This window comes from Rhodoluna sp. (assembly GCF_044232805.1).
GTDB lineage: Bacteria > Actinomycetota > Actinomycetes > Actinomycetales > Microbacteriaceae > Rhodoluna.
In genome coordinates, this window is record NZ_JBIILG010000004.1 from 34,526 (window position 1) to 59,852 (window position 25,327).

Consider the following 25,327-nt stretch of genomic DNA (forward strand, 5'->3'; position numbering starts at 1 on the left):
TAACTGGGGATAGCAGGGTGTGAAACAATAACAATGTGATCAATCCAGTCATGGCCATAGGGGGCTCACCAGAGGCGTCGCAGACCCTCGCTGAAATTGGCGCGCTGTTAGTTGGACTTGGAGTAATTGCTTTCATCGCTGCCTGGCTGAAATTCTCTGTCGTCCCGTTGTATCTGATTGTGGGCCTTGCGGTTGGTCAGGGTGGTTTTGGTTTAGTTAATCTAAGTTCAGATTTTCTAGCAATCGGAGCACAAATCGGTGCCATCTTGCTGCTTCTTTTGCTGGGCTTGGAATATTCCGCACCTGATTTGGCTAAAGCTTTCAAAGATAGAAAGTCCGCTGGAATTTTTGACATTGCTGCAAACTTCATTCCTGGCGCCCTACTTGCATTTGCTTTTGGCTGGGGGCCGCTGGCTGCACTTGTAGTTGGTGGCATCACTTACGTTTCATCTTCCGGAATTGCCTCAGAGTTACTTCGTGAAACCGGTTGGCGAAAATCGGAACTTTCCAAGCGAGTGGTAGCAATCCTGGTGTTCGAGGATCTTGCTCTAGCTCCGTACTTGCCGCTCTTGACATCGCTAGTGCTTGGTCTCTCGGCAGCCGCGGGTCTAGTGTCAGTTTCAGTTGCATTGATCATTACTGGACTTGTTTTGATAATTTCTTATCGCGGTAATGCCAAGTGGTCCAGAATCTTGAATCCCGATGTTCCATCGGGCTTGCTATTGACTGTTTTTGGATCGGCTTTGTTGGCTGCCGGAGTCGCCGACCTTGCAGGATTTTCGGGCGCGGTCGCCGCGTTCCTTGTTGGTCTTTTACTTACCGGTGAGGTCGCCAACACGGTGCGAGGACGACTTGGTTCACTAAGGGATCTGTTCGCCGCTATATTCTTTTTGTTTTTTGGTCTGGCCACCAACTTCTCAGAGCTTCTGCAAGTGCTTCCGGCATTGTTGCTTTTTGTCGTTATTGGTGTCGCAGGAAAATTCGCTGTTGGCTGGTGGATTGCCAGGGATATGGTCGACAAGCTCAGCTGGATTCGAGCTGGTGCCTTCTTGACCCCAAGGGGTGAGTTCTCAATGGTTATCGCAGCTCTTGCGGCCCCGGCGGTGCTATCGGTGAACCTGCAAGCACTAACGCTTAGCTACGTGACACTCACTGCAGTAATTGGCTCAATTGTGTTGCGAGTTCTTCGCAGTGGTTTCGATAAGTAGATTAGGTAGATATGAGAATCCACATCGCGACCGATCATGCCGGGCTAGAAACTAGCCACTACCTAATCAAGGAGCTAACTAATCTCGGTCACGAAGTATTTGATCACGGACCACAGTCCTTAGATCCACTTGATGACTACCCAGCGTTTTGTATTAATGCCGCCCTTGCGGTGCAGCGCGACTTGCAAGCTGAGGTCCCCGCTCTTGGAATTGTTCTTGGCGGATCTGGAAATGGTGAGCAAATGGCTGCCAACAAAGTAAAAGGCATTAGAGCCGCCTTGGTTTGGAACAAAGAGATCGCTGAATTAGCGAGGCAGCACAACGACGCTAACGTGATCGCCGTTGGAGCCAGACAACACAGCAAGGAAGAAGTACTTGAGCTAATCAAGGTGTTCATCGCTGAGCCCTATAGCAGTGATGAAAGGCATGAGCGTCGAATCGGAAAAATTGGGCTCTACGAGCAAACCGGAGAGATCAGCTAGCTAATGAAGCTTGGCCTAACGAGACTGAACACTTGGTTAGTTCCGCCACTTGCTATCGCTGGATTGCAAGTTCTCACATTTTGGCTTGATGCTGCCGGTCAGCTACCTAACCCGGTGGCCATTCATTGGGGCATAACAATGCAGCCCGATGGATTCGTTTCTGTTAGCGAGTTTGCACTAACCGTGCTAATTCTTCAGTTAGTTCTCTGGCTCCCTTTGCTTGCTGCAGATTTCTGGCCAAAGTCAAAAATTCGAATTAGAAATCTAGTGGTTCTGGTGTTCGGAATAGTGTTTTGGCTAGTTACTGCAATCCTTTGCGTTTCTTTGTTTATCCAAATCGGAGCAACTGATGCCGCCGCAGTTTACTTTCCGTGGCCTGTGTTTGCAGTTATCCTGCTGTCGGTTCCAGTTCTTCTGGCATTTTTATTGTCAATGCCAGAAGTAGTGGTCGGAAAAGATGTTCAGATTCGCTTGCGCGGATTGACAATTATGAGTTTTGATCCCGAAGAGATTGTTAGCGCGTCTGCTGGGGTTGTATCAGCACGGGAGTTTGGAGGGTGGGGCATCAGGCTGACCACTCGCAAAATCGGATTCGTTCCTTCTAAGGGGCCAGCCGTCAAGCTCAACCTCCAGGACGGCACAGAGGTGTCCATAAGAAGCAAAGACCCAAAAGCAATCGTTGCCTCAATAGAAGACCTAATTTCCTAGCAGCATGCCAGAAGGCCATTCCGTTCACAGAACTGCAAACAAATTTGCTCAGCTATTTGTTGATTCGAAGCTCAAGATCTCTTCACCGCAAGGAAGATTTGCCGAGCAAGCAACACTGGTTTCTGGAAGAAAACTTGTTGAATCTAGCGCGATTGGTAAGCAGCTATTTCTTGGCTTCGATAACAAACTAACCATTCGGGTTCATTTAGGTATCTATGGCAAGTGGAACTTCTACAACGTTCCAATCAGTCAAGCGCCAGAAGTCTGGGGACAGGTGCGAGCACGATTTGGATCAAACGCTGCTTCAGCGGATCTTCGAGGCCCAACGGTTTGCGAGGTTGTTGATTCCGGTGAGGTTTTGGCAGTTTATAAGCGACTTGGCCCCGATCCTTTGCGAGCGGATCCTTCCGGCAAAGAAGCTCTTCGTTTCGTATCGAAAGTGAGAGCCTCGGCTGCGCCTATTGGTTCACTGCTTATGAACCAAGCCGTAATCAGTGGCATAGGTAACGTGTATCGAGCTGAGCTGTTGTTTAGAGCGTGCCTTAGCCCGCATAAACCAGGAAATAAAGTTTCCGAGCAGGCGCTATTGGCTATTTGGGATGACGCCGTAACGCTTATGAAAATAGGAGTTAGGACCGGGTTGATGCTAACTCGTGAGGGATTTTTGAAGGGCAGAGTGCCTATTGATGATCGCTACTACGTATATAAACGTGAGGGTTTGCCTTGTTGGCAGTGTGGCAAGAAAGTGAAGCTTGAGCTTTTCTATAGCCGCAAGCTTTATTGGTGTAATACCTGCCAGAGGTAATTGGAGGGAGTGACGGGAATCGAACCCGCGCCATCAGTTTGGAAAACTGAGGCTCTACCATTGAGCTACACTCCCGAAAAAGCCGTTCGCTACCTCACTATTGTATGGGATAGACTGACCGAGGTTGTTTATGGAAATATTTCCAAAAACCACCGGGGTGTAGCGTAGTGGCTAGCGCGCCTGCTTTGGGAGCAGGATATCGCAGGTTCGAGTCCTGTCACCCCGACAAACAAAAAGCCATATTTGTTTACCCCTTTATGGGGGCAAATTTCCAGGAGAACAACTTGAAAACTAGCGTTGAACGAATAAACCCCACTCGCGTAAAGCTCAACATCGAAGTCACCCCAGAAGAGTTCAAGCCTTCGCTTGATCACGCCTACGAGCACATCGCTCAGCAGGTAAACGTACCCGGCTTCCGCAAGGGAAAAATCCCTGCTGCGCTATTGGATCAAAGAGTTGGACGCCCAGCAATCATGGCTCACGCCATCAACGATGGACTAGATGGCATCTACAAAAAAGCTCTTGAAGAAAGCAAACTTCGACCACTGGGCCAGCCAAAAGCTGACGTGAAGTCAAGCCCGGACGAGAACACATTCCTCGGAAACCTAGTTGTTGAAATTGAAGTAGAGGTTAGACCGGAGATTAAGCTTCCTGGCTACCGTGGACTCAAGGTTGTTGTTGACAACATCAAGGTAGGCGGCAAGGAAATTGACGACGAGCTAGATTCCCTTCGTGCTCGCTTTGGAACCCTAAATACAGTTGAGCGTGCTGCCAAGAAGGGCGACTTCGTCTCCATCGATTTAGCTGCCAGTATCAACCGTAAAGAAATCGACTCTGCCGAGAACATTTCTTACGAAGTTGGATCTGGAAACTTACTCGATGGCATCGATGAGGCTCTTGACACTCTAACCGCTGGTGAAACTACCGTGTTCCGTTCCAAACTAGTTGGCGGAGACATGGCGGGCGAAGAGGCTGAAGTTACCGTAAAGGTAAATGCAGTGAAGGAACGCGAGCTTCCAGAAGCAAACGACGACTTTGCCAAGTTGGCCAGCCAATTTGACACTCTAAAAGAGCTAAAAGACGACATCGAAGTTCAAATCGCTAAGTCCAAGAGTTACTCACAAGGAATCCAGGCAAGGGATCTTCTTACCGAGGAACTGCTAAAGATTGTTGACGTTCCAGTTTCGAAAGAAATGATTGAGTCAGACGTGAACCGCCACCTAGAGGGTGAGGGCAGATTACAAGATGACAAACATCGCGCTGAAGTCACCTTAGAGTCTGAAAAATCTTTCAAGGTCCAGATGTTGCTTGACGCGATTGTTGACGCCGAAGGTATCAAGGTTGGCGAGCAAGAGCTTATGCAGTACCTGATGCTGAGCAGCCAAAACTACGGCATGGATCCAAACCAGTTTGTCGAAACCATAAGCAAAAACGGTCAGGTTCCATCTTTTGTCGGAGAGGTTGCAAGGCGCAAGGCGCTATCAATTGTGCTTTCCGAAGCCATCGTGACCGACAAAGCCAAGAACCCTGTTGACCTGGGTGAGTTCCTAAAAGGTGACTCTTCCAGCCAGGACTCCCACGCCGGTCACGACCACGACTAAGACACCTGCTTTATTGCCCTAGGCGAACAAGCCCTAATCTTGGCGTGTTTCGAAGTATCTTGGTCTAGCAAGCAAGTAATCAAGCACTGGATAAGGGACTCAAATGGCAGATAAGGCAATGGAAAAGTACTCCACCGTTGACCGTCTATTAAAGGACAGAATCGTTTGGCTTGGAAGTGAAGTTCGCGATGACATGGCCAATGACATCTGCGCAAAGATTCTGCTGCTAGCAGCCGAAGACTCCACCAAGGATATTTACCTTTACATCAACTCACCGGGCGGTTCTATCACCGCCGGCATGGCCATCTACGACACCATGCAATATGTTCCAAATGACATCGTCACCGTTGGAATTGGAATGGCTGCTTCGATGGGTCAGTTCCTGCTATCTTCTGGCACCAAGGGCAAAAGATATGCCACTCCAAACACCAGAGTGCTACTTCACCAGCCAGCCGGAGGTTTCGGTGGAACCGCTGCCGACATTCAAACTCAGGCAGAGCTGATCATGTCTATGAAGCGTCAACTTGCACAGATCACCGCAGACCAAACTGGAAAGACCGTTGAGCAAGTTATGGAAGATGGCGATCGCGATCGCTGGTTCACTGCTCAAGAAGCTTTGGAGTACGGATTCATCGACCACATTCAAGCATCTGCTGGTGCAGCCACCGGTGTTGGAAACAAGTAGGGAGAAACAAAAAATTGCCTAAAGACCTTTCAAACCTGTCCCCAGAAGCTAGGTACATCCTTCCTAGCTTTGAGGAGAGAACCTCCTACGGTTTCAAGCGCCAGGACCCTTACAACAAACTCTTTGAAGACCGCATCGTATTTCTAGGTGTTCAGGTTGACGATGCTTCGGCAGACGATGTCATGGCACAGCTTTTGGTTCTTGAAAGCCAAGACCCTGACCGCGACATCACGATGTATATCAACTCACCGGGTGGATCATTCACCGCGATGACTGCGATTTACGACACCATGCAATACATCAGACCGCACATTCAAACTGTTTGTTTGGGTCAGGCTGCTTCAGCTGCTGCGGTATTGCTTGCAGCTGGATCTCCTGGAAAGCGTCTAGCTTTACCGAACGCAAGAATTCTGATTCACCAACCTGCAACCGGTGACTCTGGTCGAGGACAGGCTTCTGATATTGAGATTCAGGCTAAAGAGATTATGCGTTTGCGTGAGTGGCTCGAAGAGACACTATCCAAGCACTCAAACAAGACTGTGGCCGAAGTGAACAAGGATATTGACCGTGACAAGATCTTGACCGCTGATGAGGCTCTGACCTACGGATTGATTGACCAGGTGCTTACTTCTCGTAAGAACGCACTGCCTGCCAAGTAAAACCTTAGGAGAACCTAACCGCGATTGTCGGGGATGGGTAATAGGGTTTTACTTATGACAAAACTCAGTGAATCAGGTGACCTGCTGAAGTGCTCTTTCTGTGGAAAGAGCCAGAAGCAGGTTAGAAAGCTGATCGCAGGTCCGGGCGTTTACATTTGCGATGAGTGCATTGAGCTTTGCAACGAAATCATTGAAGAAGAACTTGGTGCAGCATCAGCCAAGGAAATTGAAGACATAACTCTTCCAAAGCCAAAAGAAATCTACGGTTACTTGGATGAGTACGTAATTGGTCAAGACAAAGCCAAAAAAGTTCTTTCCGTGGCTGTCTACAACCACTACAAGAGAATTCGTTCCGTTGGCACATTAACCGCCGCCGGTAAAGAGCACGATTCAATCGAAATCGCCAAGTCAAATATTTTGATGATTGGTCCAACCGGTTGCGGAAAGACCTACCTCGCCCAAACTCTTGCCAAGAGACTTAACGTTCCGTTCGCAGTCGCTGACGCTACGGCTTTGACCGAGGCCGGCTACGTGGGTGAGGATGTTGAGAACATCCTGCTAAAACTTCTGCAAGCAGCTGATTTTGATGTCAAGCGGGCTGAGCAGGGCATTATCTACATTGACGAAATTGACAAGATTTCCAGAAAGGCCGAGAACCCATCGATTACCCGGGATGTTTCAGGTGAGGGTGTTCAGCAGGCTTTGCTCAAGATTTTGGAAGGAACCGTTGCTTCGGTACCACCGCAGGGTGGCAGAAAACACCCGCAGCAAGACTTCATCCAGATCGACACCACTAATGTGCTATTCATCGTTGCCGGTGCTTTCGCAGGTTTAGAAGAGATTATTTCTAACCGTTCTGGTAAGAGAGGTATTGGCTTTGGCAACGAAGTTCAGTCTCACGGTGTGGATCCTGACATCTTCAACGATGTGCAATCAGAAGATTTGAGAAAATTCGGTCTGATTCCTGAATTCATTGGCCGTCTGCCAGTTATTGCAACCGTTGAACCGCTTGACCGTTCGGCCTTGATGGATATTTTGACAGTTCCTAAAAATGCTCTTACCAAGCAGTACCAAAGAATGTTCGAGCTGGATGGCTTCGAGCTGGAGTTTGATAAAGCAGCCCTGGAGTTGATGGCTGACATGGCAATCGAGCGCGAAACCGGCGCAAGGGGTTTGCGCTCAATTTTGGAAACAGTGCTTGGCCCAATCATGTTTGAGATACCAACTATGGAGCCTCAGGGCCTTGTGAAGATCACCAAGGATGTTGTCTTAGGTAAAAAAGAAGCTTCCATCACCCCATTCAAAAAACAAGCTCAAGAAAAATCTGCCTAGTAAATGAGCCCCGTTCAGCCTTCCAAGCCTGAACTAAAAGCACCCATAATCGCAGGCTTCGTAGCTTCCATTTCTGGCTCGGCTGCAACTTTTGGAATTGCAATCGCCGGGTTAGTTGCGATGGGAGCTACCAGGGATCAAACCTTTACAGCACTGTTTGTTTTGCTGATCGGCTACGGTTTGCTTTCCACCGTATTGAGCTATCGGTACAAGATGCCAATTTCTATTGTCTGGTCAACTCCGGGTGCAGCTTTTCTTGCAGCCTCAGCTGGATTGGGTCTGGAATTCGATCAAGCGGTCGGTGGATTCTTGCTTTCCGGATTCCTACTTACCATCACCGGACTTTGGCCAGCTTTATCTCGGTTGGTACAGAAAATTCCGGCGAGCATTGCAAGTGCGATGCTAGCGGGAATCCTTTTTGTTTTTGTAATCAACACTGTCCGAGCAGCTGTTGATTACCCCGTTCTTGTTATTCCATTTGTCCTGGTCTGGTTTGTATTGAATCGGACTGCAACTGTTTGGGCAACTCCGGTAGCTATAGTTCTAGCATTTGGTTTAGTGAACGCTGACTTAGGCTGGGATTGGCTAGCTAGCGCGAGACTGTTCCCGAGTTTTGACATTGTGGTTCCAGCTTGGGACTTAATCCCAATTCTTTCAATCGGTGTTCCTCTATACCTGATAACTATGGCAAGTCAGAACTTGCCTGGAATTGCAATCATGAAGGGCTTTGGATATAAAGTTCCTGTAAAAGCGGTTATCACATCAACTGGAGTTGCTACTATGCTTGCTTCGTTCTTTGGTGGGTTTGGAATGAATCTCGCTGCAATTACCGCCGCGATTAATGCCAACGAGCAAGCCGCTAAAGACCCTGCACGGCGCTGGGTAGCTGCTTTTGTTGGCGGGTTGGTTTATTGGTTGTTTGCCATTGGGGCAGGTTTGTTTGCAGCATTCGTCCTTGCTGTCCCGTCGGAACTACTTCTTGCCGTAGTGGGGTTAGCTCTGCTTCCAAGTTTCATCGCCTCTATAGGAGCATCTTTGGAGGACCGAAGTACCCGATTGCCTGCGGCTATAACTTTCATCGTGGGAGCGGCCGGTATCTCGGTATTTGGGATTGGCGGAGCCTTCTGGGCACTAGTTGCGGGAATGTTGGTGCTTTTCTGGGAGAAAGTACCGCTAACTAGAGCAAACCGCGGCGCGTAAGTAGCGGCTCAATTTGAGGATCTTGGCCTCGGAAGTTTCTAAACATATCCATTGAATCTATTGATCCTCCGCGGGACAAAAGTTCTTTCCTGAACCTCTCACCGTTTTGTCTTGTCAGACCACCATTTTGCTTGAACCAATTTACGGTATCGGCGTCAAGTACTTCTGACCAAATGTAACCGTAGTAGCCAGCAGAGTATCCACCAGAGAACACGTGCGAGAAGTATCCGCTCTTGTAGCGAACAGGAACTGGATCAAAATCTAATCCGTAATCCTTGATGGCCTGAGCCTCAAACTCTGAGACATCCGAGATTTTTTGGTCTGCAACTTCGTGCCAGGCCAGATCGAGAATCGCTGCTGCAAGGTAAGAAGTCGTCTCAAATCCTTCATTAAAAGTCTCTGAGGCTTGCAAGCTTGATATCCACTCAGCTGGAAGAACCTCGCCGGTTTCATGGTGCTTGGCATAGTTGGCAACTACTTCAGGCCAGAGCATCCACATTTCATTGACCTGCGATGGGAACTCGACAAAGTCACGCTCCACGTTGGTGCCCGAGAATCTTGGGTAAGTCACGTCGGATAACAAACCGTGCAAGGCGTGCCCAAATTCATGAAAGAGTGTGCTGGTTTCGTCGAAGGTTAGAAGAGCAGGTTCACCCGCGCGAGGTTTTGGAATGTTCAGGTTGTTTACAACAACAGGTTTTTGACTTAGCAGCTTGGATTGATCAACTAGGTTGTTCATCCAGGCACCACCGTGCTTAGAGTCTCTAGTAAAGAAGTCCCCAATAAACAATCCAAGTTTGGATCCGTCTTCGTTGGATACCTCAAACACCCTGGCTTCCTCGTGGTAAGCCCGAAGGTCCTTTCTTTCCTTGAAAGTGATTCCAAAAAGCTTCTCCGCAGCGAAAAAGACACCGTCAAATAGCACTCGTTCCAGTTCAAAGTAGGGCTTCATCAAAGAGGTATCTAGGTTGTACTTTTCTTTGCGGACCTTCTCTGTGTAGTAGGCCCAGTCCCAGCTTTCAAGCTTTGAACCAGCGTGGTCCTTTTGTAATTGGGCTTCGAGGTCCTTCGCCTCTGAACGGGCGTTGGAAACAGCAGCTGGGGCAATACGGCGAAGCATTTTGTGCGCATTTGCTGGCTTACCAGCTGTTTGATCCGAGAGCACATAAGCCGCGTGGCTCTCGAATCCAAGAAGCTTGGCTCGCTCAGCACGAAGTTTGATGATCTGCTTGATGAGCTCTTGGTTATCAAAGTCTCCACCGGAGGTGGATTTTGACATGCTGGCACGCATGATCTTTTCGCGCAGTTCCCGGTTTTCTAAAGAGGCTAACCAGGGGTGACCGGTGTAATTGACCATGTTCACTAGGTACTTGCCTTCTAGGCCGCGCTCTTTCGCTGCTTGAGCAGCGATGTCAATTTCTGATTCAGACAACCCAGCAAGCATTGCAACATCATCCACTACAACACCCAAACGATTAGCTTCTGCTAGGGCGTTCTGATCAAATTTGGTTTGTAACTCCGATAGCTTCTCGTTGTATTGCTTTAGCGTCTCGCGGTTTTCTGAGCTTAGCTTTGCCCCGGCGTGCACAAAGTCTCGATGATATCTTTCAATGAGCCAAACCGACTCTGTATCCAGGCCAAGCTGAGCGCGGGTTTCATAAAGTGTTTCGATTCGAGAAAACAAAGCAGGATTTAGCTTGATTGCATCCTCGTGGCCTGCAAGCTTAGGTGCAATCTCAGATTCAATTTTGTCGATAGTCGGGTTGGTGTCTGCTGATGACTTGTTATAGAACACCAGAAGCATTCGCTCAAGCATTTTTCCGGACCGCTCTAAAGCAACAACGGTGTTGTCAAAAGTTATTTCAGGTTGTGAGGTTATTGCGTCAATTTCACCTAGCTGCTGCTCGCAACCAGCATAGAAAGCCGGCAGGTAGTGCTCGTCTGTGATTTTGGAAAAATCAGGCAGCTCGTATTCAAGTGTGGATCGATCTTGAAATGGATTTGAATTAGTCATCTCGGACCCTTCTTATTGCGCAGGCTTGAAAGAAACTCCGCTAATTGCTAGCGACTCAGACACTTTGTAGTTAATGTCGTCAATCTTTCCTACGGATTTCAAGTCAGATTCGATGAGCTTTAGTGACTTTATGTCCGCTTCGCTAGCTTCAATTGTCAGGCTGCTTATTTCAGCCTTCATCGATAGCTTCTCGTCAGACTTGGCTTTACGAATACCAATGAGGGCCTGGGAGGCATGAGACAGTAAGCCAGCGCTCTGGCTTCCTGTGAAGCCAGATAGATCCTCAGCTACTGGCCAACTACTGCGGTGGACACTACCTTCTTGCCACCAGCTCCAGGCTTCTTCGGTGGCGAAAGGAATAAATGGTGCCAATAGCTTGGTGATAGCAAGTAGGGCAATTCTTAAAGCGCTCACCGCAGATGCTTGGGCTGCAGGGTCGGTGTTTTGACCGTAGGCACGTTCTTTCACAAGTTCTAAGTAATCGTCGGTGAAGTTCCAGAAGAACGACTCGGTTAGCTCTAAAGCTTTGGTGTGATCGTAGCTATCAAAAGCCTTGGTTGCTCCCGAAACCACTTCGGCAAGGGCGGCAAGCATTGCCTTATCAATAGCTTCAGTTACTTCTACCTTGTCGCTAGCAAGCTCAAAGGAGAGAACGAACTTTGCAGCGTTTAGAACTTTAATGGCAAGTCGTCTTCCAACTTTCATCTGACCCACGTCAAAGGCAGCATCGGTTCCAAGCCTGGCGGCTGCGGCCCAGTACCGGACAGCGTCGGAGCCGTGCTCATCCAACAAGTCGTTTGGAACAACAACGTTGCCTTTGGATTTAGACATTTTCTTGCGGTCTGGATCAAGAATCCAACCAGATAGCGCAGCGTCACTCCATGGCAACTTCTTTTCTTCTTGGAAAGAACGAAGCACGGTTGAAAACAGCCAGGTGCGAATAATGTCTTGACCCTGAGGACGCAAAGTGAACGGGAACACCTTGGCATACTTCTCAGGATCGGAAATCCAACCACCGGCGAGCTGAGGGGTTAGGGAAGATGTGGCCCAGGTATCAAGAATGTCTACCTCTCCCATGAATCCATTTGGCTTACCCCGCTGATCTTCAGTGAATCCTTCTGGGGCTTGACTGGAAGGATCAACCGGAAGAGATGATTCTGCGGGAGTGATTACTCTGTCGTAATCAGGATTACCGTCAGTATCGAGTGCGTACCAAACCGGAATCGGAACACCAAAGAAACGTTGCCTGGAAACTAACCAGTCACCAGTTAGGCCATTGACCCAGTTCTCAAAACGCACCCGCATAAAGTCAGGGTGAAACTTTAGGTCCTTACCGAGTTTGATTAGCTTGTCGCGTAGTGCCTCATCGCGGCCGCCGTTTCTTAGGTACCACTGTCTCGTTGAAACAATCTCGAGAGGCTTGTCGCCTTTTTCAAAGAACTTAACCGGGTGAGTGATTGGCTTTGGCTCGCCGACCATGTCTCCTGATTCGAGCAAGAGCTCAACAATTCGCTGCCTGGCCGAAAACACTGTTTTGCCGGCTAGTTCGGAAAACACCTCAAGAGCTTTAGGGTCTGTGATTACCTCGGGGGCATCGCTCAGGATTCTGCCATCCCAGCCCAAGATGGCGCGGTTTGGAAGATCTAGCTCTCTCCACCAGATAACGTCCGTGACGTCACCAAAGGTACAAATCATTGCAATTCCAGAACCTTTGTCTTTTTGCGCAAGACGATGGGCAACTACTGGAACTTCAACACCAAACAAAGGAGTTGTTACGCTCTTGCCAAAAAACTTCTGATAGCGTTCGTCGTCGGGGTGGGCAACAAGAGCAACGCAAGCTGGAATCAGCTCTGGTCTAGTGGTCTCGATAAAGATCTTGCCTTCTGGTCCATCAAAGCCGATGCGGTGATAAGCACCGGGCTGGTCACGGTCTTCTAGCTCAGCTTGGGCAACCGCAGTTCTAAAAGTTACGTCCCACAGCGTTGGCGCCATTGCCTGGTAGGCCTCACCGCGAGAGAGGTTATTTAGAAATGCTTTTTGAGAAACGGCCTGAGCATCGGGGGAAATAGTTTGGTAGGTCTGCGACCAATCAATTGATAGACCTAGCTGACGCCAAAGAGCCTCGAATTGCTTCTCGTCTTCCAGGGTTAGTCGTTCGCACAATTCGATGAAGTTTCTTCTGGAGATAGGAACCTGGTCGGCAGCTTTGCTTGACTTGCCATCACCACCTTCAAATGGCGGCTTGAAGTCAGCTATGTAAGCCAGGCTTGGGTCGCAGCGAACGCCATAAAAGTTTTGAACGCGTCTCTCGGTTGGTAAACCGTTGTCGTCCCAACCCATTGGGTAGTAGACCTCTTTACCGATCATGCGCTGGTACCTGGCCACTAGGTCGGTATGGGTGTAACTAAAAACGTGGCCCACATGCAAAGATCCAGAAACCGTCGGAGGGGGAGTATCGATTGAGAAGATTTGTGATTTTGGAGCTGACTTGTCGAAGCTGTATGTTTTGGATTTATCCCAGCTAAAACCCCACTTTTGCTCTAGACCTTCAACTCCAACCTTTTCTGGGGTGGTGGCAGCACGGGCGTAGCTATCAGCATTGCCTCGGGCATTATTCATGGCTAAAGTCTCCAAAAAACAGGTTAGATACAGGTTAACATTGATAAAGATTACTGAAGACAACGCCAAGAAAGCCCAGAATGTATCCCCTGAACTCGGAAGATGAGGTAGCTGGCGTAACCCCTAGCCCCAGCTTCCCTGAAATCGAACAGCGGATTCTTGATTACTGGGACAAAGACGATACCTTCCAGGCTTCGATAGACCAGCGAAAAGCAGAATCTGCTGAAGAGTTCGTGTTTTATGACGGTCCTCCTTTTGCCAACGGATTGCCTCACTACGGCCATTTACTCACCGGTTACACCAAAGACCTAGTTCCAAGGTTCAAGACCATGCAGGGTTACCGAGTAGAGCGCCGCTTTGGCTGGGACACCCATGGATTACCTGCCGAGGTGGAGGCAGAGCGTCAGTTAGGTATCTCTGGAAGGCCAGAGATTGAAAAGTACGGGGTAGATAAGTTCAACGCCTACTGCAAGACCTCAGTTTTGAAGTACACCCAGGACTGGAAAAGCTACGTTACGAGACAGGCCCGTTGGGTTGATTTTGAAAACGACTATAAGACCCTAGATACCAACTACACCGAGAGCGTTATTTGGGCATTCAAGGAGCTGTACAAAAAAGGCCTGATCTACGAAGGCTTCAAAGTTTTGGCTTACTGCTGGCGATGCGAGACCCCGCTATCGAATCATGAACTTCGAATGGACGACGAGGTTTACAAAACTCGCCAGGACCAGAGCGTAACCGTAACCTTCCCAATCGTTGGCGGTTCTTATGACAAGACTCGCATCCTGGCATGGACCACAACACCATGGACCCTTCCAACAAACTTCGCGCTCGCGGTAGGTCCAGAAATTGAATACGCGATTGTTTCCGCAGGAGCAAATGGTGCAGCCGACGGCGGAGACTCAACCACTAAGTATTTGATCGCAACTTCATTGTTAGGTAACTACTCCAAGGACCTAGGTTACGAAACCGCCGAAGAAGCACTAACGGCAATCGAAACCAAGGTATTGGGCAAAGACCTCGCCGGTACTCGTTACGAACGAATCTTTGATTACTACTCGGATTCAACAAAGTTTGACACTGAGAATGCATGGCAGGTACTAGTAGGTGACTATGTAGCTGACAATGAGGGAACTGGAATCGTTCACCAAGCGCCTGCATATGGTGAAGATGACCAAAAGCTTTGCGAGCTGGCTGGAATCCCTGTTTACGTTTCGGTGAACGAGCGCGGTCAGTTCAATTCTGTAATTACTGACTTTGAAGGTCAGCATGTATTCGATGCCAATAAACCAATTACTCAAAAGCTAAAAGCCGATGGCAGGCTACTGAGGCAAGCAAGCTACGACCACCCGTACCCTCACTGCTATCGGTGCAAGAATCCGCTTATATACAAGGCCGTTTCATCTTGGTTTGTTGAAACCACAAAGGTCAGAGATCGCATGCTTGAGCTGAACCAGCAAATCGACTGGACTCCGTCTCACACTAAAGACGGCTCTTTCGGCAAGTGGCTAGAAAACGTGCGTGACTGGGCGATTAGCCGAAACCGTTTCTGGGGAGCTCCGATCCCGGTTTGGAAGTCTGATGACCCGAACTACCCGCGCATTGATGTTTACGGCTCTTTGGAAGAGCTAGCTAAGGATTTCGGCAAGGAACCAACGGATTTTCACAGGCCATACATCGACGAACTAGTTAGACCAAACCCGGACGATCCAACCGGCAAGTCAATGATGAGACGTGTTCCAGAAGTGCTGGACTGCTGGTTTGAGTCTGGCTCAATGCCGTTTGCACAGGTTCACTACCCATTTGAGAACCGCGACTGGTTTGATACTCACAACCCAGGTGACTTCATTGTTGAATACGTCGGGCAAACCAGGGGTTGGTTCTACACCCTGCATGTACTTGCAACTGCTCTATTTGACAGGCCAGCTTTCAAATCTGCCATCTCTCATGGAATTGTTTTAGGAAACGACGGACAGAAGATGTCTAAGTCGCTGAGAAATTATCCAGATGTTTCTGAAGTGTTTGATCGCGATGGCTCTGATGCCATGAGATGGTTCTTGATGTCCAGCACTATCCTTCGTGGCGGCAATTTGGTTGTCACGGAGCAGGGAATTCGTGAGGGTGTTCGTCAGGTGCTATTGCCACTTTGGAACACCTGGTACTTCTTTAGCTTGTACGCAAACGCTTCCAACTACCAGGCCAAGTATTCGGTGGATAGCAAGGATGTCCTAGATCGCTACCTGATATCTAAAACTAAAGACCTAATCGAAGGTGTCGAAGCGGATTTGAATCTTTACGATTCCTATTCGGCTTCAGCGAAACTTCGTGACTTTAGCGATGTGCTAACTAACTGGTACGTTCGTCGATCTCGTGACCGGTTCTGGGAAGGAAACGAAGAAGCCTTCGACACTTTGTATACCGTTTTGGAGATAGTTACCCGCGTAGCAGCACCACTACTTCCAATGATCTCCGAGCAGATTTGGCGGGGACTAACTGGCGGCCGCAGCATTCACCTGCAGAGCTGGCCAGAGGCCTCGGGCTTGAAATACGATGCAGACTTGGTTTCGGCGATGGACCAGGTACGAATTGTTAGTTCTGTGGCGCTTAGTCTTCGGAAGACCAATTCACTAAGAGTCCGCCTGCCGCTTTCAAAGTTGACTGTTGTAACTCCAGGAGCCAAGGGGCTAAATGAGTTCGCTGAAATAATCGCCGAGGAGCTTAACGTCAAAGAAGTAGAGCTTGTTGAACTTGCCGTTGAATCAACCAAAGACTTTGGAGTCGAACAACAGTTGACCGTAAACTCTCGCGCCTTGGGGCCAAGGCTTGGTAAGCAAGTTCAGGAAATCATCGGGGCCGCAAAGTCTGGAAACTGGGAGCAAGTTCAGGGCAAGGTTCTAGTCAACGGTGTTGAACTAGTAGAGGGCGAGTACGAACTCAACCTGGTTGCCAAAGACGAATCTAGCGCCGAGAAGCTAATTGGAATTTTGCCAGCTGGTGGTTTTGTGATTCTAAATCGGGTGGTAACTCCAGAGCTGGAAGCCGAAGGACTAGCTCGCGATGTAGTTCGTGCGGTACAGCAAGCCAGAAAAGATTCTGACCTTGATGTCTCAGACCGGATCGCTACAACTTTGATAGCAGCCAAGGATGTCTTGGAAGCAGTCAAGACCCACGAGGACCTTGTAAAGAACGAGACTCTAACTTTAGAAATAAGCTATAGCGAATCAGCAGCACTTTCTGGCGCAGTTGCAGTTGGTGACAATCAGCAGGTTCAGATTTCGGTAGTAAAGCTTTGAGCGCAGAAGTTCACGACGAAAAGTACTGGGAGTCCAAGGCCGCCTTCGTCCTAGAAGAGCTAATGAAGCGGGTTCCCGAGAACAAAATCAGACCAAGACTTGAACCCACCAAAAGAGCGGTTCAACTATTAGGGGACCCGCAACGCTCTTACCGTGTGATTCACATCACTGGAACCAACGGAAAAACCTCGACTACCCGATTTATCGAGCGGATCTTGCGTGAGCATGGCCTTAGAACCGGAAGGTTCACCTCACCACACCTTCTGAAGTTCACTGAGCGAATGGCAATCGATGGTGAAGCGGTAAGTGATCAAGTTCTTTATGGCGTCTATGTGGACATTGAGCCGATTCTGGAAATGGTGGACCAGGAACTTGCAGCCCAATCAGAAGCCCCACTTACCTTCTTTGAGGCGCTATCGGTTCTGGGTTTTGCGGTCTTTGCCGATGCGCCGGTGGATGTTCTGGTGTTGGAAGTTGGCATGGGTGGCGCGTGGGACTCGACCAACGTGGCAGATGGCGACGTTGCCGTTTTCACACCCGTCGGCCTTGATCACATGGACAGACTTGGGAACACGATTTTAGAAATTGCCGAAACCAAATCGGGAATCATTAAGCAAGGGGCCCTAGTTATCACTTCGGATCAAACGGCTGAGGCAATGCAAGTTCTAAAACGTGTCTCGAGTGAGAAGGCAGAAGCTCTTTTCGAGCTCGGCAAAGAATTTTCTGTTGAATCCCATCAAGCAACTTCAACCGGGCAGCGTGTTGTGGTTTCGGGTCTGGCGGGAAAGTATGGACCATACGAGGCTCCCGTTTTTGGAATTCATCAAAGCGCCAATCTCGCGGTTGCAATTGCAGCAGTGGAGGCTTTTTTGGGTGGCGGTAAAGTTCCAATTGCCGATGATGTTCTTCGATCAGCCGTAGCTGATGTTTCTTCCCCCGGAAGATTGCAACTTGTTCGAACTGAACCCGAATTGTTACTTGATGGAGCACACAACCCAGCAGGAGCTAAGATCTTGGCAGTTTCTCTTAAGTCGCAATTTTCTGCAAAGCCACTAGTTGGTTTGGTGGCTGTACTCTCCGATAAGGATGTAGCCGGGGTATTCAACGAGCTCGCTGGTTGTTTTGAGCGGCTTGTTGTAACTGAGTCATCCTCAAATCGATCACTTGAAATTTCTAAACTAGAGCCGATAACTAGTGAGCAATCAGGAACCAAGGCCGAAGCAATCACTGGAGTCAGGGAAGCACTCGAGCGTGCCCGAACAATTGCAAGTGAAATTGATGGCATGGTTGTAGTGACGGGATCAATTTCCCTAGTGGGCGACGTCCTGCAAATTCTTCAGGAGGAAAGCGATGCGGAATAGAACCACAAGAGCCACCCTTGGCTCTCTAGTTATGGTTTTTGAATCCGTGGTCGTGTTCTTTGCAACCCTGGTGGGTTTTGGTCTTCAAGTCCACCCTGACCCAGCAGTTATTTGGGGCGTTGGAGTGGGGCTTTCGGTTATCTTGATGCTGTTTCCCGCGGTCCTTGGAAAGCGCGGAACTTACGCATTTGGATGGGTTTTGCAGGTGATTGTTGTGCTGCTTGGAATCTGGGTTCCTTTGATGTTCTTGTTGGGAACTATATTCTTAGGAATGTGGGGCTGGGCAATGATTGCAGGTGCCACAATTGACAGAGCGAGAGCTGCGAAGGCAAAACTCGATGGTCAAGATTTAGGAAGTGAGTAGTAAATGTCTAAGGAACAGACCTTAGTTTTGATTAAGCCTGATGGCGTTGCCCGCTCACTAACCGGCGAGATAATTAGCCGAATTGAGTCCAAAGGTTACTTTGTTACAGGACTGAAAATGCTGCAGCCTAGCAAAGAGCAACTTGCCGCTCACTACGCAGAGCATGAGGGCAAGCCCTTTTATGCGCCACTGATTGAGTTCATGTCCTCCGGCCCTATAGTTGCAATCCGAGTAGAAGGCGAACGAGTAATCGAGGGATTCCGAGCTCTAGCCGGCGCAACTGATCCAACAACCGCTGCCCCTGGCACCATTAGAGGCGATCTAGGTCGCGACTGGGGCGAGAAAGTTCAAAAGAACTTGGTTCACGGTTCAGATTCAGTTGAATCCGCAACCAGAGAACTTGGTATTTGGTTTAGCTAAAACAGGCTGGGCCACAAGTCCCAGAATCTCCAAACCACAGTCGCGCTCAAACCAAAGAATGTCAAGATAGTGAATAGCCAGTGCCAGTCATAGGCATTGACAAAAAACCCAACAGTTTTTACAGGAACTGGAACAATTCCCTCGCTAGCTGCAAACAAGAAATGCTTCCAGAACATCGGAATCATTCCGGCCCAGGCAATCATGCAGTATGGGCATAGGGCACCGATGTCAAACAAGCTTTGGCTGAAGAGCCAGAACACAAATACAAATCCACCAGTCATGCCGATTGTGAACAATTGCCAGAACCACTTCGCAAATTTGGCTCCTGCCAAAATTGCAAAACCAATCACAACTGGAATAGCAAATGCTGCCAGCCCGATAAGTGAGTTCGGAAAGCCTAAAAGCGAAGCCTGCCAGGTCAGCATGACTGACTTGCAGGAGATGAAGGGGCTGACATCGCAGCTAAGAACTGCATCTGGGTTGGTGGCAACCCTGAGCCTTTCGATCGTGAGAGCCAGAGCCGCAAGCCAACCTGTGGCACCACCAGCAATTAGCATCCAAGCAAGCGATACTGGAGCGCCAATAAGGCTTTGATCTGCTGTTTTTTGACTCATAAACTCAAGTATTCCACGACAATTCAGGGCTTTTGCCATATTGATGTCATACTTATACCTAGGTGAGCTAGAGCCACATCTTCTAGACGCCAAAGGTTTATCGAGAATTCGGCTCCAAGGTATAAGACCCATCTGGGCAGCTGGCAGGGCGTCGTGACAGCAATTACTCGCAACCACCAAGGTTTAGTCGGCTACAAAAGTTGCCGATACAGATTTGATAGCCGAATATCGGCAAAGTGTGTGGGCTTTTGCCAATCGGCAGCTTGGAGTACACCGAAATGGTGAAAGAAAAAGACGATTCAGCTAAAGCTGAGAAGCTTCCAAAGAAAACGGACAAGAAGCCTTTAGCGACTAAGTCAAAATCAGATGAGCATAAGAGCTCAAAAAAAGCTGATCCAAAGGTCGCAAAGAAAGAAAAAGCCGAACCAAAAGTAGCGGCAAAAGATTCAGAAAAAGCTACCGCGAAATCAGGCTCTAAGCCTGCTGCGCTAAGTGCGACATCGCTAATTTTTCAGGCGCCAGATCTTCCACCGGTTGAACCTCGCAAAAAGTCAAGCAACAAGAAAAACTCAGAGGCCGAGTCCGAATCTCACCTTAGAAGAAGATCTCGCCGCCGAGCCGGAGAGCCTATCGATGAGTCTTCGGACCTTCCAAACGTTGTAGTAAAGGTCCGCACTCCGCGGGCTCCAAAAGAACCGAGTAACGAACCTCAAAGAGTCAAGGGCTCAACAAGGCTTGAAGCAAAGAAGCAACGCAGGCGCGATGGACGAGACTCGGGTAGACGTCGTCAGACAATTACCGAAACCGAATTCCTGGCTCGTCGCGAGTCGGTCGACCGCATGATGCTGGTTCGATCAAAAGACGCCAAGATCCAACTTTGTGTTGTTGAAGACAAGGTTTTGGTTGAGCACTACGTTGCGCAGACCCAAGATGGTTCGCTAATTGGAAACGTTTACCTTGGAAAAGTGCAAAACGTACTTCCTTCCATGGAGGCAGCTTTCGTTGACATCGGCAAGGGCAGAAATGCTGTGTTGTATTCCGGTGAAGTCAACTGGGACGCTGATGGACTAGAAGGAAGACCAAGAAAGATTGAGCTTGCTCTGAAATCTGGCGACACTATCTTGGTTCAGGTAACCAAGGACTCTGTTGGCCAAAAAGGTGCGCGACTAACTTCTCAGGTTTCTCTTCCTGGAAGATACGTGGTGTACGTTCCAAACGGCAATATGAACGGAATCTCCAAGAAGCTTCCAGATTCGGAAAGAGTAAGACTCAAGAAGATTTTGAAGGACATAGTTCCAGAAGAAGCAAGTGTGATTGTTCGAACCGCTGCCGAGGGAGCAACCGAAGAACAACTAACTCTTGATGTTCAGAGGCTTCAGGCGCAGTGGACCGGAATTCAAAACAAGCTCAAAAAAGCTACCCCGCCAACCTTGCTACATTCCGAGCCAGACCTTCTGGTCAAAATTGTTCGAGACGTGTTCAACGAAGACTTCCAGAAGATGATCATCGCTGGCGATGACGCCCAGTCAGTGATCACCGAGTACTTGGAGTCTGTAGCTCCTGATTTGATGGATCGTGTTGAAAGCTATACGGGCAAAGATGACCTATTTGATCACTACCGAGTGGGCGAGCAGATTGACAAGGCTTTGGAGCGCAAGGTTTACCTTCCATCGGGAGGATCGCTGGTTATTGACCGCACTGAGGCAATGACCGTAGTTGACGTGAACACCGGAAAATTCATCGGTAGCGGCGGAAACCTCGAAGAAACAGTAACCAAGAACAACTTGGAGGCTGCTGAGGAAATTGTGCGTCAGCTAAGACTGCGCGACATCGGTGGAATTATCGTTGTGGACTTTATCGATATGGTGCTTGAATCGAACAGGGATCTAGTTTCCAGAAGACTTATTGAATGTCTTGGAAGAGACCGCACCAAGCATCAGGTTGCTGAGGTTACTTCTCTGGGGCTTGTTCAAATGACCAGAAAGAAGCTTGGAATCGGGCTTTTGGAATCTTTCAGCGAGCCTTGTGCGGTTTGTGATTCCAGGGGGGTGATTGTTCACCACGAGCCAATTGTGAGATCTAGATCTAACAACGAAGGTAAGAGCGAGAAAAAGCGCAAGGGCCACATGGATGTTGCAAACGTGGTAACCCCTGAAAAGGCTGTCGAGATCAATAGCGTGATGGCCAAGATCGCAGCCTCAACACTCGGGAAGTCGGCAAAGTCAGAGCCTGTTGTCGACTCCAAGGCCGCAGGCCTGGAATCCATTCTTGAGGCCCTTCCAGAGGCAAAGCCAGAGGTAAAACGCAAGCCAAGGCGGGCAACCAGCGATGGACCGGTTGACCCCAAGGCTTAGGCCCCATTAGACTAGGGATTTGTTGCCCAGGTGGAAACAATCCAAACTTAGAAAAAGGTAAAACAAGTGGTTTACGCAGTAGTTCGCGCAGGCGGTCGTCAGGAAAAGGTTTCAGTTGGAACCATCGTGACTTTGGACCGAGTAAAAGCTGACAAAAGTGGCAAAATTCAACTTCCGGCTTTGCTGTTGGTAGATGGCGACAAGGTTACAACCGATGCCACAACCCTTGCTTCCGTTAAGGTAACCGCCGAGGTCATGAACGACCTTCGTGGACCAAAAATTATCATTCAGAAGTACAAGAACAAGACTGGGTACAAAAGGAAGCAGGGTTTCCGCTCTGAACTTACCCGCGTCAAAGTACTAGAGATCAAGTAAAGGACTAGAACAAATGGCATCCAAAAAAGGCGTTAGCTCCACCAGAAACGGTAGAGACTCCAATGCTCAGCGTCTTGGCGTAAAGCGTTACGCAGGCCAGGAAGTCAACGCAGGAGAGATCCTTGTTCGTCAGCGCGGAACACACTTTCACCCGGGAAAGAACGTAGGCAAGGGCAAGGATGACACTTTGTTCGCTCTAGCCACAGGTGCCGTGCAATACGGAACCAAGGGTGGTCGCCGAGTAGTAAACATCGTTGAGGCTGCATAAGCCTAGAACGAAAAAAAGTTTCTACTAAAGGCGAGCCAAAGGCTCGCCTTTAGTTATTTACAGGAAGGGACGAAATTGATTTCATTTGTTGATCAAGTCACCCTTCACTTGCGCGCCGGTGATGGTGGAAAAGGCTGCGTCTCGGTAAAACGGGAGAAATTCAAACCACTTGGTGGACCTGACGGGGCTAACGGTGGAGACGGTGGCTCTATCACCCTAGTAGCGGATGCCAACACCACAACTTTGCTTGATTACCATTTTCACCCACATCGTACCGGAGGAGACGGAGCAGCCGGTGCGGGAGACTTTAGAAATGGAGCCCAGGGAGCAGATCTCAGGTTGCCAGTTCCAGTTGGCACGATTGTGAAAAAGCCAACCGGAGAATTCATTGCTGATCTAGACGAAGCCGATATGGAACTTGTCGTGGCAGAAGGCGGAGTCGGGGGACTTGGAAACGCGGCACTTTCATCAACCAAGCGCAAAGCTCCAGGTTTTGCTCTGCTTGGAGTTCCGGGTTGGGAAGGCGATGTAGTACTCGAACTCAAAACCGTTGCTGACATTGCTTTAGTTGGTTACCCAAGCGCCGGAAAGTCTTCACTTATCGCTGCAGTTTCGGCGGCACGTCCAAAGATTGCTGACTACCCGTTCACCACCCTTCATCCAAATCTTGGTGTCGTGCAGGCTGGAGAAACCAGGTTCACCATCGCTGATGTTCCAGGACTTATTGAAGGAGCAAGCGAAGGAAAAGGGCTAGGTCTAGAGTTCTTGCGTCACGTCGAAAGATGTGCTGCCTTGTTACACGTAATTGATTGCGCAACTCTTGAGCCAAACAGAGATCCGATATCGGATCTCGACAAGGTTCTAAAAGAACTCGATGCCTACCAAGTTCCAGAGGGTCAAGTGCCGCTCACCGAGAGACCTGCTCTAATTGCTCTAAATAAGGTAGACATTCCTGACGCTCAAGAGTTGGCAACGTTTATCCGGCCAGAACTTGAGGCCAGGGGTTTCGAAGTTTTCGAGGTGTCCGCCGCTTCACACGCTGGTCTCAAGGAACTTAAGTACGCGATGGGCAAGCTTGTTGAATCAGAGCGAAAGTCAAAAGCTGATGTTCCAGCCAAGCCGCGTATCACTTTGATGCAGGTAAGAAAAGAAGACAACAAGTTCACTATTGTTCGCGAAGAATCGGGAATGGAAGAGTTCTTCCGTATCCTTGGCGCTAAGCCAGAGCGCTGGGTTGCCCAAACTGAGTTTGGAAACGAAGAGGCAGTTGGTTATCTTGCTGACCGCTTGGCAAAAATTGGAATCGAAGACGCTCTTTTCAAAGCCGGAGCATCCTCTGGCTCAACCGTGGTGATTGGCCCGGGAGATGGAATTATCTTTGATTGGGAGCCAACAATTGCATCCACCGCCGAGCTTCTTGTTAGCCCTCGTGGAACCGATCCTAGGTTCGGGCCGCTAAACGATCGCCGCACCACTGCTGAGCGTCGAAAGCGCTACCAAGAGATGATGGACGCAAGATCCGCTTTCCGCGATCAGATGGAACAAGACCGCAAGTCTGGAGCTTGGAGCACACCTGGGTCAGAGGAGGAAAAGTAGATGTCGGGAAAATCTAACTGGCTTGAAGGTGCAAAAAGAGTTGTCGTAAAAATAGGATCAAACTCAGTTACTGGAGTGAACGAAGACAAGATAGATAACCTCGTTGATGCCCTTGCCAAGGCAATGGAGAGCGGTACTGAAATAGTCCTCGTGTCATCTGGAGCAATTGCTACTGGCATGCCACTTTTTGACTTTGAGAAAAAACCAACAGACCTAGAAACTTTTCAGGCTCTAGCCGCGGTAGGTCAGTTCCGATTGGTCTCTAAGTACCAAAAGTCACTGGAAAGATTCGGGATTATTGCCGGTCAAGTCCTGCTAACAGTTCCGGACATTCAGAACCACGAAAGCCGTGACAACGCAAGAAAGGCCCTAGAGAGACTTTTCGAGCTCAAGGCGCTTCCTATTGTCAACGAGAACGACACCGTGGCCACCACTGAAATTCGCTTTGGAGATAACGATCACCTGGCTGCAATGGTTTCAACCCTGATTGGTGCGGACGCACTGGTTCTATTAAGTGATGTTGATGGAATTTATGATGTCCCGCCTACTAACCCCGACGCAAAGTTGATTTCCCACGTTCCATTTGATATGGACATGGGCGCCTTAGAAATTGGTGGAACCAATACCGGTGTTGGAACCGGCGGAGCAATAACGAAAGTTGCGGCAGCTAGGGAGTGTACAGAAGCCGGAATTGCAGTGATCGTCACCAATGCAGACAATGTTGGTTTGGTTCTGTCTGGAATCAACTCTGGAACCTTCTTTGAACCCAAACCACAAACCAGTAAGGCTCAGGGCTAGGCTCGGATTATGACCGCGTTACAAAGAATTCAATTAGCTAAAGACGCTAGCTACTTACTTGCTACTGCCTCAACTGCGTCCAAAAACGCAGCCTTGAATTCAATTGGTGAGTTACTTGTTGCACGCAGCGCAGAGATTCTCTCGGCAAACTCACTTGATCTAAAGGAGGCCGTCAAATCAAATTTGGCTACCGGATTGCAGGATCGCCTTAGGCTCACAGAGGAGAGAATCAAATCTCTTGCTGATTCGATTCAAGAAGTTATCGCGCTGCCAGACCCAATAGGAGAGGTAGTTCAGGCCAAGATCCTTGAGAATGGATTAGATCTCACTCAGATTCGTGTTCCTTTTGGTGTAATCGGGGTTATTTACGAAGCCAGGCCGAATGTGACTATCGACATCAGTGCTTTAGCAATTAAGTCTGGAAATGCTGTTGTCCTTCGTGGTGGAACTGCCGCCGAAAACACCAACATCGCGTTGTCGAAGATTCTCAAAGATGCTCTGGCAAGTTCTGGCCTCAGCCCAGAGCTGGTGCAGACAGTTGATGACTTTGGTAGAGAAGGTGCGAACGAGA

The 25,327-nt window shown here is 49.0% G+C and carries 22 protein-coding genes and 2 tRNA genes; 20 read left to right on the forward strand and 4 right to left on the reverse strand.

The window, feature by feature from the left end; genetic code table 11:
* Nucleotides 1-35: 35 nt before the first annotated feature.
* Genes AC9UES_RS01415 through AC9UES_RS01430 form a run of 4 tightly spaced genes read left to right on the forward strand, consistent with a single transcriptional unit; the run spans nucleotide 36 to nucleotide 3,203 of the window.
* Nucleotides 36-1,208, forward strand: a complete 1,173-nt coding sequence (locus tag AC9UES_RS01415; protein WP_509525998.1) for a cation:proton antiporter — start codon at nucleotides 36-38, stop codon at nucleotides 1,206-1,208.
* Nucleotides 1,209-1,219: 11 nt separating this feature from the next.
* On the forward strand, nucleotides 1,220-1,690 hold the full coding sequence (locus AC9UES_RS01420; protein ID WP_509526000.1) for a ribose-5-phosphate isomerase: 471 nt from the start codon (nucleotides 1,220-1,222) through the stop codon (nucleotides 1,688-1,690).
* Between the two features lie 3 nt (nucleotides 1,691-1,693).
* Complete coding sequence (locus AC9UES_RS01425; protein WP_509526003.1) at nucleotides 1,694-2,398, forward strand: SdpI family protein; 705 nt, start codon at nucleotides 1,694-1,696, stop codon at nucleotides 2,396-2,398.
* A 4-nt stretch (nucleotides 2,399-2,402) separates the two neighbouring features.
* Entirely contained in the window at nucleotides 2,403-3,203 is an 801-nt protein-coding gene (locus tag AC9UES_RS01430) for an Fpg/Nei family DNA glycosylase (RefSeq protein WP_509526005.1), read from the forward strand.
* Between the two features lies 1 nt (nucleotide 3,204).
* Here the strand turns inward: AC9UES_RS01430 and AC9UES_RS01435 are convergent.
* Nucleotides 3,205-3,278, reverse strand: a tRNA-Gly gene (locus tag AC9UES_RS01435).
* 78 nt (nucleotides 3,279-3,356) lie between these two features.
* On the opposite strand from AC9UES_RS01435, the gene AC9UES_RS01440 reads away from it, so the two are divergent.
* The 6 genes from AC9UES_RS01440 to AC9UES_RS01465 all read left to right on the forward strand — a co-directional run bounded on the left by AC9UES_RS01440 (nucleotide 3,357) and on the right by AC9UES_RS01465 (nucleotide 8,680).
* Nucleotides 3,357-3,429 (forward strand) — tRNA-Pro (locus tag AC9UES_RS01440).
* A 58-nt stretch (nucleotides 3,430-3,487) separates the two neighbouring features.
* Entirely contained in the window at nucleotides 3,488-4,804 is a 1,317-nt protein-coding gene (gene tig, locus AC9UES_RS01445) for a trigger factor (protein ID WP_509526008.1), read from the forward strand.
* A gap of 103 nt (nucleotides 4,805-4,907) precedes the next feature.
* Nucleotides 4,908-5,489 carry an ATP-dependent Clp protease proteolytic subunit gene (locus AC9UES_RS01450; protein WP_509523823.1) on the forward strand — a complete coding sequence of 194 codons (582 nt, stop codon included), beginning with the start codon at nucleotides 4,908-4,910 and terminating at the stop codon, nucleotides 5,487-5,489.
* A gap of 14 nt (nucleotides 5,490-5,503) precedes the next feature.
* Complete coding sequence (locus AC9UES_RS01455) at nucleotides 5,504-6,148, forward strand: ATP-dependent Clp protease proteolytic subunit (protein WP_509523826.1); 645 nt, start codon at nucleotides 5,504-5,506, stop codon at nucleotides 6,146-6,148.
* A gap of 54 nt (nucleotides 6,149-6,202) precedes the next feature.
* Nucleotides 6,203-7,480, forward strand: coding sequence for an ATP-dependent Clp protease ATP-binding subunit ClpX (clpX, locus tag AC9UES_RS01460; RefSeq protein ID WP_509526011.1), 1,278 nt, complete (start codon nucleotides 6,203-6,205; stop codon nucleotides 7,478-7,480).
* A gap of 3 nt (nucleotides 7,481-7,483) precedes the next feature.
* Entirely contained in the window at nucleotides 7,484-8,680 is a 1,197-nt protein-coding gene (locus AC9UES_RS01465; RefSeq protein ID WP_509526013.1) for a benzoate/H(+) symporter BenE family transporter, read from the forward strand.
* Here the strand turns inward: AC9UES_RS01465 and AC9UES_RS01470 are convergent.
* Nucleotides 8,658-10,694, reverse strand: coding sequence for a M3 family metallopeptidase (locus AC9UES_RS01470; protein ID WP_509526015.1), 2,037 nt, complete (start codon nucleotides 10,692-10,694; stop codon nucleotides 8,658-8,660). The two genes, AC9UES_RS01465 and AC9UES_RS01470, sit on opposite strands and share 23 nt — an antisense overlap.
* A gap of 12 nt (nucleotides 10,695-10,706) precedes the next feature.
* Nucleotides 10,707-13,313: a valine--tRNA ligase gene (gene valS / locus AC9UES_RS01475; RefSeq protein WP_509526017.1), complete on the reverse strand. Its 2,607-nt coding sequence runs from the start codon at nucleotides 13,311-13,313 to the stop codon at nucleotides 10,707-10,709.
* Between the two features lie 80 nt (nucleotides 13,314-13,393).
* On the opposite strand from valS, the gene ileS reads away from it, so the two are divergent.
* The 4 genes from ileS to ndk are packed head-to-tail and all read left to right on the forward strand — an operon-like array spanning nucleotide 13,394 to nucleotide 18,751.
* On the forward strand, nucleotides 13,394-16,606 hold the full coding sequence (gene ileS / locus AC9UES_RS01480; protein WP_509526020.1) for an isoleucine--tRNA ligase: 3,213 nt from the start codon (nucleotides 13,394-13,396) through the stop codon (nucleotides 16,604-16,606).
* The gene (locus AC9UES_RS01485; RefSeq protein ID WP_509526023.1) at nucleotides 16,603-17,967 is read left to right on the forward strand and encodes a bifunctional folylpolyglutamate synthase/dihydrofolate synthase; all 1,365 of its coding nucleotides are present in this window, start codon (nucleotides 16,603-16,605) and stop codon (nucleotides 17,965-17,967) included. The genes ileS and AC9UES_RS01485 overlap by 4 nt, the downstream gene beginning before the upstream one ends.
* Complete coding sequence (locus AC9UES_RS01490; protein ID WP_509526025.1) at nucleotides 17,957-18,331, forward strand: DUF4233 domain-containing protein; 375 nt, start codon at nucleotides 17,957-17,959, stop codon at nucleotides 18,329-18,331. The genes AC9UES_RS01485 and AC9UES_RS01490 overlap by 11 nt, the downstream gene beginning before the upstream one ends.
* A 3-nt stretch (nucleotides 18,332-18,334) precedes the next feature.
* Nucleotides 18,335-18,751 (forward strand): nucleoside-diphosphate kinase, encoded by a 417-nt coding sequence (gene ndk / locus AC9UES_RS01495; RefSeq protein WP_509526027.1) that lies wholly within the window; start codon nucleotides 18,335-18,337, stop codon nucleotides 18,749-18,751.
* Here the strand turns inward: ndk and AC9UES_RS01500 are convergent.
* Nucleotides 18,748-19,365: a vitamin K epoxide reductase family protein gene (locus AC9UES_RS01500; protein WP_509526029.1), complete on the reverse strand. Its 618-nt coding sequence runs from the start codon at nucleotides 19,363-19,365 to the stop codon at nucleotides 18,748-18,750. The two genes, ndk and AC9UES_RS01500, sit on opposite strands and share 4 nt — an antisense overlap.
* Nucleotides 19,366-19,643: 278 nt before the next feature.
* On the opposite strand from AC9UES_RS01500, the gene AC9UES_RS01505 reads away from it, so the two are divergent.
* From AC9UES_RS01505 to AC9UES_RS01530, 6 genes are all read left to right on the forward strand, one after another.
* Entirely contained in the window at nucleotides 19,644-21,719 is a 2,076-nt protein-coding gene (locus tag AC9UES_RS01505) for an Rne/Rng family ribonuclease (RefSeq protein ID WP_509526032.1), read from the forward strand.
* A 66-nt stretch (nucleotides 21,720-21,785) separates the two neighbouring features.
* Nucleotides 21,786-22,094, forward strand: coding sequence for a 50S ribosomal protein L21 (rplU, locus tag AC9UES_RS01510; RefSeq protein ID WP_509523852.1), 309 nt, complete (start codon nucleotides 21,786-21,788; stop codon nucleotides 22,092-22,094).
* Nucleotides 22,095-22,107: 13 nt separating this feature from the next.
* A complete protein-coding gene (rpmA, locus tag AC9UES_RS01515; RefSeq protein ID WP_509523854.1) occupies nucleotides 22,108-22,362 on the forward strand; it encodes a 50S ribosomal protein L27 in 255 nt (84 codons plus the stop codon).
* Between the two features lie 75 nt (nucleotides 22,363-22,437).
* On the forward strand, nucleotides 22,438-23,958 hold the full coding sequence (gene obgE / locus AC9UES_RS01520) for a GTPase ObgE (RefSeq protein WP_509526034.1): 1,521 nt from the start codon (nucleotides 22,438-22,440) through the stop codon (nucleotides 23,956-23,958).
* The gene (gene proB, locus AC9UES_RS01525; RefSeq protein WP_509526037.1) at nucleotides 23,959-24,756 is read left to right on the forward strand and encodes a glutamate 5-kinase; all 798 of its coding nucleotides are present in this window, start codon (nucleotides 23,959-23,961) and stop codon (nucleotides 24,754-24,756) included.
* 9 nt (nucleotides 24,757-24,765) lie between these two features.
* The coding region (locus AC9UES_RS01530) for an aldehyde dehydrogenase family protein (protein ID WP_509526039.1) at nucleotides 24,766-25,327 on the forward strand (562 nt) is incomplete at its 3' end.

What these genes read in the sequence shown, in the direction of transcription:
- AC9UES_RS01420 (WP_509526000.1), top strand. Translation starts at nt 1,220, where the DNA reads ATGAGAATCCACATCGCGACCGATCATGCCGGGCTAGAAACTAGCCAC.
- AC9UES_RS01425 (WP_509526003.1), top strand. Translation starts at nt 1,694, where the DNA reads ATGAAGCTTGGCCTAACGAGACTGAACACTTGGTTAGTTCCGCCACTT.
- AC9UES_RS01430 (WP_509526005.1), top strand. Translation starts at nt 2,403, where the DNA reads ATGCCAGAAGGCCATTCCGTTCACAGAACTGCAAACAAATTTGCTCAG.
- AC9UES_RS01450 (WP_509523823.1), top strand. Translation starts at nt 4,908, where the DNA reads ATGGCAGATAAGGCAATGGAAAAGTACTCCACCGTTGACCGTCTATTA.
- clpX (WP_509526011.1), top strand. Translation starts at nt 6,203, where the DNA reads ATGACAAAACTCAGTGAATCAGGTGACCTGCTGAAGTGCTCTTTCTGT.
- AC9UES_RS01465 (WP_509526013.1), top strand. Translation starts at nt 7,484, where the DNA reads ATGAGCCCCGTTCAGCCTTCCAAGCCTGAACTAAAAGCACCCATAATC.
- AC9UES_RS01470 (WP_509526015.1), bottom strand. Translation starts at nt 10,694, where the DNA reads ATGACTAATTCAAATCCATTTCAAGATCGATCCACACTTGAATACGAG.
- valS (WP_509526017.1), bottom strand. Translation starts at nt 13,313, where the DNA reads ATGAATAATGCCCGAGGCAATGCTGATAGCTACGCCCGTGCTGCCACC.
- ileS (WP_509526020.1), top strand. Translation starts at nt 13,394, where the DNA reads ATGTATCCCCTGAACTCGGAAGATGAGGTAGCTGGCGTAACCCCTAGC.
- AC9UES_RS01490 (WP_509526025.1), top strand. Translation starts at nt 17,957, where the DNA reads ATGCGGAATAGAACCACAAGAGCCACCCTTGGCTCTCTAGTTATGGTT.
- ndk (WP_509526027.1), top strand. Translation starts at nt 18,335, where the DNA reads ATGTCTAAGGAACAGACCTTAGTTTTGATTAAGCCTGATGGCGTTGCC.
- AC9UES_RS01500 (WP_509526029.1), bottom strand. Translation starts at nt 19,365, where the DNA reads ATGAGTCAAAAAACAGCAGATCAAAGCCTTATTGGCGCTCCAGTATCG.
- AC9UES_RS01505 (WP_509526032.1), top strand. Translation starts at nt 19,644, where the DNA reads ATGGTGAAAGAAAAAGACGATTCAGCTAAAGCTGAGAAGCTTCCAAAG.
- rpmA (WP_509523854.1), top strand. Translation starts at nt 22,108, where the DNA reads ATGGCATCCAAAAAAGGCGTTAGCTCCACCAGAAACGGTAGAGACTCC.
- proB (WP_509526037.1), top strand. Translation starts at nt 23,959, where the DNA reads ATGTCGGGAAAATCTAACTGGCTTGAAGGTGCAAAAAGAGTTGTCGTA.